We start from the raw sequence: 9,534 nt of genomic DNA, 5'->3' as shown, positions 1-9,534 counted from the left end.
GTTTGATATAGCTCTTAAAAGTTTAAAACTTGTTTTGTATTTTCTCGAAAGAAAAATACGCTTGGCGTCTTGTTTCGTTCAGTTTTCAAAGAGCAATATTTATTCGCTGTCTAAGCAGCTTATTAACATTATCATTTTACCAATAAAGAGTCAACACTTTTTTAAGTATTATTCTCTTTTTCGTTTGTTAAGTTTGTTTCGTTCTTAACGACAGATATAAATATAACACCATATTTCAAACTCCGCAATAGCTTTTTTAAAGTTTTCGCTTGATATAAAAGAACGTTTATTCTAAAAATTTGGCTTTTTAATGCTAACACTCTATTGTCCATTCTTGAAGTTGTTTTGTTAATATAATGAAAAGAAAAAACACCCTCCCGCATGGGAAAGGTGTTCAGGATGTTATCTGTGCCTCATTAACGGGAATAACAATACATCGCGGATTGACGGTGAATTTGTAAGAAGCATCACCAATCGGTCGATCCCTATGCCAAGTCCTCCTGTAGGCGGCATTCCGTATTCAAGAGCCTCTATAAAATCGTCGTCCATTTCGTGAGCCTCATCATTTCCTTGTTCACGCTCTTTTAATTGGGCTTCAAAACGCTGACGCTGATCGATAGGATCATTTAGCTCTGTAAATGCATTAGCATGTTCACGTGCCACAATGAATAACTCAAAACGGTCCGTGAAGCGCGGATCTTCCTCGTTTTTCTTTGCCAGCGGAGAAATCTCTACTGGGTGTCCAAAAATAAACGTAGGCTGAATCAGCTTATCTTCCACTTTTTGCTCAAAGAATTCATTAACCACATGTCCGAATTCCATTGTTTCTTTAATCTCTACTCCGTGCTCTTTCGCCAGAGCTTTTGCTTCTTCACTGCTCATTTCTTTCCAGAAATCTACGCCAGTATATTGTTTAATAGCATCGACCATATGAAGCCTTGTCCACTCAGGCTTTAAATCTACTTCATATTCTCCATACTGAACAGTAGTTGTACCCAGCACTTCCTGTGCTATATGTGCAATTAGATTCTCAGTTAAGCTCATGATGTCTCGGTAATCAGCGTAGGCTTCATACAGCTCGATCATAGTGAACTCTGGATTATGACGAGTGGATACACCTTCGTTTCTAAATACACGCCCAATCTCATAAACCTTTTCTAATCCGCCTACAATTAGACGTTTTAGATGTAATTCTATAGCAATACGCATAAACAGTTCCATATCCAATGCATTATGGTGAGTAATGAACGGCCGGGCAGATGCTCCTCCTGCAATGGAATGCATCATTGGCGTTTCTACTTCAAGGTACCCATGGCTGTCCAGGTATCTGCGCATCGATTGAATAATTTTACTGCGCAGGATAAAAGTCTTTTTGCTGTCCGGGTTAGTCATTAAATCTACATAACGCTTACGGTAACGTTCCTCAACATCTTTTAGGCCATGGAACTTATCAGGAAGAGGGCGAAGGGCCTTGGTTAGGAAAACAAGATCATTTGCTTTAATGGAAAGCTCCCCCACTTTAGTTTTGAAAATTGTCCCTGTTATGCCGACAATATCTCCTAAGTCTACAGAGTTAAAGATTTCATACTGCTCTTCTCCTACAGCATCCTGGCGGACATAAATTTGAATTTGTCCGGTTAAATCCTGTAAATGAGCAAAACCCGCTTTACCTTTCCCCCGCTTAGTCATAATTCGACCAGCAATCGTCACTTCTATGTTTTGTTCATCTAAGTCTTCTTTACTTATATCTTGATAAACAGAAACGATTTCTTCAGAAAGGTGTGTACGCTCATATCGCTTGCCAAATGGGTCGTTCCCGCTCTCGAGCATATTTTGCATTTTTTCGCGCCGGACAATCAGCTGGTCGTTTAATTCTTCCTGACTCACTATACTCACTCCATCTCTTTTATATCGTTTATATATAGAATGTATAAATCGATTGAATAACATTTATTTTACACAAAGCAATCAGATGAATCAGCAATTTATGTAAGAAAAGTAAAATACAAAAACTGCCAGAATATCTGGCAGTGTTTGTTAATGGGTATTATAGGAAAATTAATGGTTATTGTCAATTATGCAAGCTGAGAAACAGCTTCTCTAGCCTCGATATCTTCAACAAGGCTATACAGAAGTTTTACAAGAACTTCTCTTGTCTCACATTCATTGATATGATTCCGCACTTTTGCATTGCCGCTGATGCCTTTTAAATACCAGGCTGCGTGCTTTCTCATTTCTCTGACTGCCACATATTCGTTTTTTAGATTAATTAGGCGGTCTAAGTGAAGAACGCATACGTCAATCTTTTCTCTTGCAGTTGGTTCACCCATAAGTTCGCCTGTTTCAAGGTATTTAACAGTTTGATAAATCATCCATGGGTTTCCAAGTGCTGCACGTCCAATCATAACACCGTCAACACAAGTTTCTTTGAGCATCCGTTCCGCATCGAGCGGTGTTTGGACATCGCCGTTACCGATAATAGGAATATTAACGGATTGTTTAACTTCGCGGATGATATCCCAGTTTGCTTTTCCTTCGTACATTTGCACACGGGTTCTCCCATGCAGGGATACAGCACTTCCGCCTGCTCTCTCTACTGCTTGTGCGTTTCTGACAGCATAAATATGCTCTTCATCCCAGCCCATTCGCATTTTAACTGTAACAGGCTTGTCTACAGCATCTACAACTGCTGAAACCATTTCATAAATTTTATCTGGATCAAGAAGCCATTTTGCTCCAGCATCACACTTTGTAATCTTTGGTACAGGACAGCCCATATTAATGTCAATAATACTAGCGTTTGTATTTTTATCTACAAACTGCGCTGCCTCTACCAAAGTTTTTCTTTCTCCTCCGAAGATTTGAAGGCTTAAAGGCAATTCACGGTCATCAATGTACAGCATATTCATTGTTTTTTCATTTTTGAAGACAATACCCTTGTCACTGATCATTTCGGCACACACAAGTCCAGCACCGAATTCCTTAACGGTCAATCGGAAAGCAGAGTTGCAGATACCGGCCATAGGCGCAAGAACGACTGGATTCTTCATTTCAACATTACCTATCTTTAACATGATGAACCTCCTCTGTTAATTTGACCTATATATACGATCTGCCAGTTACTCTGGCGGGCTTAGTTCATCTAAAGTTATACTTAGCTTTTCGGATATTTTCAGTAGGAATGATTCGGAGGGCATACGGCTGCCTCTTTCGACCTCACCAAGCAATGAAACAGAAACACCGATTTCTCTCGCAAATTCTTCCTGAGTATAGCCTTTCAGTTTTCGAAAAGCGCGAATACGCCTTCCCCATTTTTCCGCTTCCATAATCGAACTCCCTCTTTATCAGGAATAGCTTCTAGAATTTCTGACAATGGCTTGTCTATCTTTGGAAGACTGAGACCTGGATTTATCTCTATAAGCGGGACGAGGACAAATGCTCTCTCATGCATCCGAGGATGAGGAATAGAAAGACTCTCTGTTTCAATATTTTCATGATTATAGAGCAAAATGTCAAGGTCTATTGTCCGGGGACCCCATCTAATTTCCCTCTTTCTTCCAAGTTGAAGCTCAATCTGCTGGCATTTATGGAGTAATTCGTTTGCATTTTTGGCGGTTTTTACCTCTAAAACGATATTTAAAAACCGCTCTTGTTCTACATAACCTACTGGATCGGTTTCATATATGGAAGATACCGATGTGATGCTTAGTTGAGAGTCGTTCTGGAGAAGAAGAACTGCATCTCTTAAATAATTTTCTCTATCTCCCATATTTGTGCCTAATGATAAATACGCCGTATATTCCATTAAACCGGCCTGCCTCTTGTTATTTCAACACCTACATATTCATAATGTCCCGGAATTGGCGGGTCTGGTTTAATCACTTTAACCGTGCAATTATCTATGTTTGTATAAGCAAGAAGAATATTCTCAGCAACTTTTTCTGCTACCGCTTCTATAAGCTTAAATGGCGTGCCTTCTACAACTTCTTTAGTCATTGTAAAAAGTTCTGCATAGCTAATTGAATCATTCAGGTTATCGCTCTTGCCTGCCTGAGATAAATCTGCTTCTACTGTCAAGTCCACTCTAAATCTTTGGCCTAAGCGTGTTTCCTCTGCAAACACACCATGATAGCCGTAGAATTCCATTCCCTTTACATAAATTTTATCCATTTCTGTTCCCCTTCTGCAACATTGCATCCATCATCTTAGCCATTCTTGCCATTTCTTTAACATCATGAACCCTGATTAACTGGCAGCCTTGCTGAATTCCGTAGCATACGGTTGCACCCGTTCCTTCGATTCTTTGTTCCGGCGGAAGATCAAGAGTCTGGCCTATAAAGCCTTTCCGCGATGTTCCAAGCAAAACGGGGAAACCTAAGGAAGTGATTATATGGAGGTTTCTCATCATTTCCAAATTTAAATCATAATCCTTCGCAAAACCGATTCCAGGATCCAGTATAATTTGTTCATCCTTAACTCCTGCATTCTTCATTAGTTGAATGCTTTCATAAAGATCCTGCAGCACATCTCTGATAAAAAAACGATAGTTTCTATCTTGCCTGTTATGCATCAAGACAATCGGAACACTTGTTCCAGATGCTAGATCTGCCATATTTTTATCCGCTTTTCCTCCCCAGATGTCATTAATAATATGGGCGCCAGCATCGATAGCATCCTTAGCGACTGCTGCTTTATAGGTATCAATAGAAATCGGGATCTCAAGACGGCTCGAAATGGCCTCTATCACAGGAACCACTCGCTCTGCCTCTTCTTCCTCTGAAATCATTTCATAGCCCGGACGAGTCGATTCTCCTCCAATATCGATAATGTCTGCACCGTCTTTGATCATTTGTTCTGCATGGTATAAAGCATGATCAATGGAATTATAATGACCGCCATCAGAAAAAGAGTCTGGAGTGGCATTCAATATTCCCATTACAATTGTTTTCTGCCCATAGTCTAGAGTATAAGGGCCGCATTTAATCATGTGTTTCATATCTTGCCTCCGTCCCCTGAGCAGCCGCTTATAACCGGCTGCAGCAATTCAAGAATAAATTCGATAATCCTTTTTTATATTACTACAAATTATAGCTGAATAAAAAAAACCCGGCATGTAAGCCGGGTTCTGTTGTCTTCTTTGAGTATTATTCTTGTTCGAATTGATAAAGAGCAGTACTTAAGTATCTTTCTCCGTTACTTGGAATAATCGCAAGTACTTTTTTACCTTTTCCAAGCTTTTTAGCTGTCTCAATTGCTGCATAAATCGCAGCTCCTGAAGATATACCTCCAAGAATCCCTTCTTCTCTCGCAGCGCGGCGTGCATATTCAAATGCATCCTCTGTATTCACCTGAATGATTTGATCATAAATATCAGTATTCAGAATATCTGGCACGAACCCAGCACCTATTCCTTGTATTTTATGCGGGCCAGGCTTTCCTCCTGATAAAATCGGAGAATCAGCTGGCTCTACTGCCACAATCTGAATTCCAGGATAATTTTCTCTTAAAACATCTCCTGCGCCGGTAATCGTACCGCCCGTACCTATTCCGGATATAAATGCATCTAATTGCTCACCCATCTGGGAAACAATTTCTTTACCGGTTGTATTGCGGTGAACTTCTGGGTTAGCTTCATTTTTAAATTGCTGAGGTACGAAATAGCCATGTTCCTTAGCTAACTCCTCTGCCTTTCTGATAGCTCCACCCATTCCTTCAGGTCCCGGAGTTAATACTAATTCTGCGCCATAAGCGCGCAGAAGGTTTCGCCGCTCAAGGCTCATGGTTTCTGGCATAACCAAAATAGAGCGGTATCCTTTAGCAGCGGCGATCATGGCAAGGCCTATTCCTGTATTTCCGCTTGTTGGCTCAATTAGCGTATCTCCAGATTTTAACTGCCCGCTTTCCTCTGCTGCTTCAATCATAGCCAGAGCAATTCGATCTTTAACACTGCTGCCCGGATTCATATACTCTAACTTAAGATAAACCTCTGCGATGTCCTGATCTACAATCCTGTTTAATTTAACAATCGGGGTTTGCCCAACTAAATCGGCTACTGAATTTGCTATACGTGACATTTTTTCTCCACCTTTTAATACCAAGTAACTTTATTGGTTTTATAAAAAATTTAACTCGAATTCTTAGAATTGTCAAATATTTTAACTTTTAGGAGAACCTATTAAATGTTATGTGCTCCATTTAAAGAAAATGAACTGATTGCATAAAAAAACACAAAAATTCATGTATAGTGCTCCAGAATTTTTGTGCTTTTTTAATTTATTTCTTATGGCCATAAAGCCACTCAACGTCAAGTTCATTCCAAAATACCTTGGATGATACCCCTCTATCCATCTGTTCTAAAGCTAACTGGCGCCTGATCTGGCTTTTTACTTCTTTCAATCCATATTTCTTTCCTGTTACCTTTTCATGGAGATAGATAACAGCATAACCTTTATCCGCCTTCAGCGGGGCACTCCATTGTTTTACTTTAAGATGACTTGCGGTTGTCAGATAGGACTCCGGAATCCTATCGTTTTCCATAGAAATGAATCCAAGGTCTCCACCCTGATTAGCACTAAATTCATCGATTGATTTCTCCATAGCAAGCGTTGAGAAATTGGCCCCATTCTTCAATTCACTAGCTGCCTTTACCGCTTCTTTTTTCGTTTTCACCAGAATATGAGAAAGATGGTAAGTATCTGGGACGTCAAAAGATTCTCTATTATCTTCATAATACCGCTCAATTGCTTCATCAGAGATTACCGCATCTTTTGTTAAAAGTTCCCCAAGCAGCAAATTTGCCCTAACTTGCTGTTTTAATTGTTTGTCAGTCGTCTCTTTCGAGTCATAAGAACCATACATCGTTTTCATAAGGGCAATTTCCCGGTTAACATCCTTGTCTGACACGGAAACTTTATATTTCTTTGCAGCTTGGTTAATAACTTCTTCGTCCACCATTTCTTCTAAAACTTCTTTACCATAACGCGATTCCAATTTTGACTGCCATTGCTGCCGATTGATTTTTGTGTCTCCTATAGAGGCCACTTCTTCTGATTCGGCTTTTGTGGAATGGAGGGCATTAAATGGTCTTACAGCGAAAAAAAGAATGGTTATAATATTACACAAAATCAGGCCGGTAATAATCGTCCAGAGCTGCTTACTCGACAACTTTTTCTTCCCCCAAAAAAGTTATTTTGCTTCTAATTTTAATTCTTCAAGCTCTTCTTTTGTGAAGTGGTACTTTTCGTTACAGAAATGGCATTGTGCTTCGGCTTCGCCATCAGTCTTAATGATATCTTCAATTTCCACGGAGCCTAAACTGATTAATGCACTGGCGATCCGTTCTTTTGAGCATTGACACTTGAATTGAATTGGCATCTTTTCAAGGACCTTAACATTTCCTTCTCCCATTAATTGCTCTAAAATCTCTTCAGGCGACAATCCTTGCTGAATCAGTTTAGAGATGGGGGCGATGGATTTAAGCCTTGCTTCCAGCTGTGAAATGGTCTCTTCATCTGCACCTGGAAGGAGCTGCAAAATAAATCCGCCTGCAGCTAAAATGGAGTTGTCAGGATTAACCAGAACTCCAACTCCAACAGAGGAAGGAACCTGTTCAGAAGATGCGAAATAATAGGTGAAATCATCACCCAGCTCTCCTGATACAATAGGAACTTGTCCGGTAAAGTGATCCCGCATCCCTATATCCTTAACAACCGTCAGTGTACCCTCAGTACCAACTGCACGCCTTACATCTAACTTTCCATGTTCATTTAGATCAAAGTGAACCTGCGGGTGAGTAACATACCCTCTAACCTCGCCTTTAGCATTGCTGTCGACCAATATAGGGCCTATTGGGCCCCCGCCTTCTACTTTTACAGTTAGTTTCTCATCGCCTTTAAGCATGGCTCCCATCATAACACCAGCCGTCATGGTCCTTCCTAATGCAGCAGAAGCCGTCGGCCACGTTCCATGGCGTCTCTGTCCTTCTCCAACTGTATCTGTTGAACAAACAGCATAGGCCCTTACCTGTCCATTAAAACCTAATGCTTTGACTAAATAATCCGACATTTAAAAACCGCCTTCCTGATGCGTATACAAATCTGTTATATATTTCTTTTATAAATTAATTTTAAACCCTTCAAAGTTAGGAAAGGATCCACTATATCAATAATAGGAGATTCCTTAGAAATAAGTTTAGCAAGACCTCCGGTTGCAACAACTTTTGGCACAGACTCACTATGCTCCTTCATGCGTTTCACAATTCCTTCAACCTGCCCGACATATCCGAATAAAATCCCTGCCTGCATAGCTGCTACAGTATTTTTCCCTATAATATCATCTGGACGCGCGATTTCTATTCTCGGTAATTTTGCTGCTTTTGAATATAATGCTTCTGTTGAAATCCCGATACCAGGGGCTATTGCTCCCCCCATATATTGCTTGTCCTCATTAATATAGCAATAAGTGGTTGCAGTTCCGAAATCGACAATAATTAATGGGCTTCCATATTCATGAATTCCTGCCACAGCATTAACAATTCGGTCGGCTCCGACTTCACGGGGATTATCATATTTGATATTTAAGCCCGTTTTTATTCCCGGTCCTACTACAAGAGGTTTAATTTCAAAATACTTCTGGCACATACCCTCTAAGGAAAACATGATCGGAGGGACAACAGAAGAAATGATGATGCCGTCAAAATCTTTAAAAGTAAGGCCCACATGCTGAAGGAGTCCTTTAATGACCATACCGTATTCATCTTCCGTCTTGTGCCGGTTCGTTTCTATTCTCCAATGGTGTAGTAAGGAATCTCCCTCATATACACCTAACACTATATTTGTGTTGCCTACATCCAATACAAAGATCATATTATTTCACCACTTTAGTAAATATAAAATGCAGCCAGCACGAACTGCCGGCATCGACTTAAAGCAATGCATCTGTTCATACGATGGATTACTCTTATCCTTCCACATCATATCATAATTAATCGATTGAAGGATACTTAGAAAAGCGGAGAACGCTGCCTTTCTAAGAGAGTGTATATTGAATCATAATTACATTTCAAAAATTTTTTATTAGAAGGCCAAAACTATAAGAAAGGCAGACACCAGAATGGCATAAGAAAAGCGGCGTAAAGGCTGCTCTTGCCTTTGATGTAGATAGGCTTTTGACCGAAGTTGTCAGTTCGCAGCTAGAAAATAGGAAAAGCGGAAAGCGGTGCCTGCTCGCCCCTGACTATTTGAAAACTGAAAGACAGCAAAAGATATTACAACCATATAGGTTACGCAGGCAGCCGACAATCATAAGACGAGCAGGCCGTGAGAAATGCTTTTTCTTCTTATGGACTGATTGACTTATGTCTCGAGGGTCAAAGCTTGGAGCTAGACAGCACAAAACCCTCCACCAAGTAACAAGCTAATAAAAAAGGGCACCCCAGGAATGAACTGTAACCCCTAAAATGGACAGTTTAATAAAAAGGCCCTATGCTGCTAATAAATGATCCCGGTATTGTACCGGGGTCATTTTATTTAATCC

At 40.2% G+C, this 9,534-nt stretch carries 10 protein-coding genes; all 10 read right to left on the bottom strand.

The features are described from left to right. Positions 1 to 402: 402 nt before the first annotated feature. The 10 genes from lysS to JOC77_RS20865 all read right to left on the bottom strand — a co-directional run bounded on the left by lysS (position 403) and on the right by JOC77_RS20865 (position 8,864). Positions 403 to 1,887: a lysine--tRNA ligase gene (gene lysS / locus JOC77_RS20910; RefSeq protein ID WP_204548542.1), complete on the bottom strand. Its 1,485-nt coding sequence runs from the start codon at positions 1,885 to 1,887 to the stop codon at positions 403 to 405. A gap of 188 nt (positions 1,888 to 2,075) precedes the next feature. Further along, positions 2,076 to 3,074 (bottom strand): tRNA dihydrouridine synthase DusB, encoded by a 999-nt coding sequence (gene dusB / locus JOC77_RS20905; RefSeq protein WP_204548539.1) that lies wholly within the window; start codon positions 3,072 to 3,074, stop codon positions 2,076 to 2,078. Between the two features lie 45 nt (positions 3,075 to 3,119). Beyond that, positions 3,120 to 3,326 carry a helix-turn-helix domain-containing protein gene (locus tag JOC77_RS20900; protein ID WP_204548524.1) on the bottom strand — a complete coding sequence of 69 codons (207 nt, stop codon included), beginning with the start codon at positions 3,324 to 3,326 and terminating at the stop codon, positions 3,120 to 3,122. Beyond that, positions 3,278 to 3,805: a 2-amino-4-hydroxy-6-hydroxymethyldihydropteridine diphosphokinase gene (gene folK / locus JOC77_RS20895; RefSeq protein ID WP_204548521.1), complete on the bottom strand. Its 528-nt coding sequence runs from the start codon at positions 3,803 to 3,805 to the stop codon at positions 3,278 to 3,280. Before folK ends, JOC77_RS20900 begins: the two co-directional genes overlap by 49 nt. Continuing rightward, positions 3,805 to 4,170 (bottom strand): dihydroneopterin aldolase, encoded by a 366-nt coding sequence (gene folB / locus JOC77_RS20890; protein ID WP_204548518.1) that lies wholly within the window; start codon positions 4,168 to 4,170, stop codon positions 3,805 to 3,807. The genes folK and folB overlap by 1 nt, the downstream gene beginning before the upstream one ends. Next, on the bottom strand, positions 4,163 to 4,996 hold the full coding sequence (gene folP / locus JOC77_RS20885) for a dihydropteroate synthase (protein WP_204548515.1): 834 nt from the start codon (positions 4,994 to 4,996) through the stop codon (positions 4,163 to 4,165). Before folP ends, folB begins: the two co-directional genes overlap by 8 nt. Before the next feature lie 148 nt (positions 4,997 to 5,144). Further along, positions 5,145 to 6,074 carry a cysteine synthase A gene (gene cysK / locus JOC77_RS20880; RefSeq protein WP_204548512.1) on the bottom strand — a complete coding sequence of 310 codons (930 nt, stop codon included), beginning with the start codon at positions 6,072 to 6,074 and terminating at the stop codon, positions 5,145 to 5,147. 199 nt (positions 6,075 to 6,273) lie between these two features. Continuing rightward, the gene (locus tag JOC77_RS20875; protein WP_204548508.1) at positions 6,274 to 7,164 is read right to left on the bottom strand and encodes a peptidyl-prolyl cis-trans isomerase; all 891 of its coding nucleotides are present in this window, start codon (positions 7,162 to 7,164) and stop codon (positions 6,274 to 6,276) included. A 21-nt stretch (positions 7,165 to 7,185) separates the two neighbouring features. Next, on the bottom strand, positions 7,186 to 8,064 hold the full coding sequence (hslO, locus tag JOC77_RS20870; RefSeq protein WP_204548507.1) for an Hsp33 family molecular chaperone HslO: 879 nt from the start codon (positions 8,062 to 8,064) through the stop codon (positions 7,186 to 7,188). 35 nt (positions 8,065 to 8,099) lie between these two features. Next, positions 8,100 to 8,864, bottom strand: coding sequence for a type III pantothenate kinase (locus tag JOC77_RS20865; protein ID WP_204548505.1), 765 nt, complete (start codon positions 8,862 to 8,864; stop codon positions 8,100 to 8,102). Positions 8,865 to 9,534: the final 670 nt, after the last annotated feature.

This window comes from Peribacillus deserti (assembly GCF_016909175.1).
In the GTDB taxonomy this organism is placed as follows: domain Bacteria; phylum Bacillota; class Bacilli; order Bacillales; family DSM-1321; genus Paraperibacillus; species Paraperibacillus deserti.
This window is presented reverse-complemented; position numbering and strand designations above follow the sequence as displayed.

What these genes read in the sequence shown, in the direction of transcription:
- folP (WP_204548515.1), bottom strand. Translation starts at nt 4,996, where the DNA reads ATGAAACACATGATTAAATGCGGCCCTTATACTCTAGACTATGGGCAG.
- JOC77_RS20900 (WP_204548524.1), bottom strand. Translation starts at nt 3,326, where the DNA reads ATGGAAGCGGAAAAATGGGGAAGGCGTATTCGCGCTTTTCGAAAACTG.
- dusB (WP_204548539.1), bottom strand. Translation starts at nt 3,074, where the DNA reads ATGTTAAAGATAGGTAATGTTGAAATGAAGAATCCAGTCGTTCTTGCG.
- folB (WP_204548518.1), bottom strand. Translation starts at nt 4,170, where the DNA reads ATGGATAAAATTTATGTAAAGGGAATGGAATTCTACGGCTATCATGGT.
- JOC77_RS20865 (WP_204548505.1), bottom strand. Translation starts at nt 8,864, where the DNA reads ATGATCTTTGTATTGGATGTAGGCAACACAAATATAGTGTTAGGTGTA.
- hslO (WP_204548507.1), bottom strand. Translation starts at nt 8,064, where the DNA reads ATGTCGGATTATTTAGTCAAAGCATTAGGTTTTAATGGACAGGTAAGG.
- cysK (WP_204548512.1), bottom strand. Translation starts at nt 6,074, where the DNA reads ATGTCACGTATAGCAAATTCAGTAGCCGATTTAGTTGGGCAAACCCCG.
- folK (WP_204548521.1), bottom strand. Translation starts at nt 3,805, where the DNA reads ATGGAATATACGGCGTATTTATCATTAGGCACAAATATGGGAGATAGA.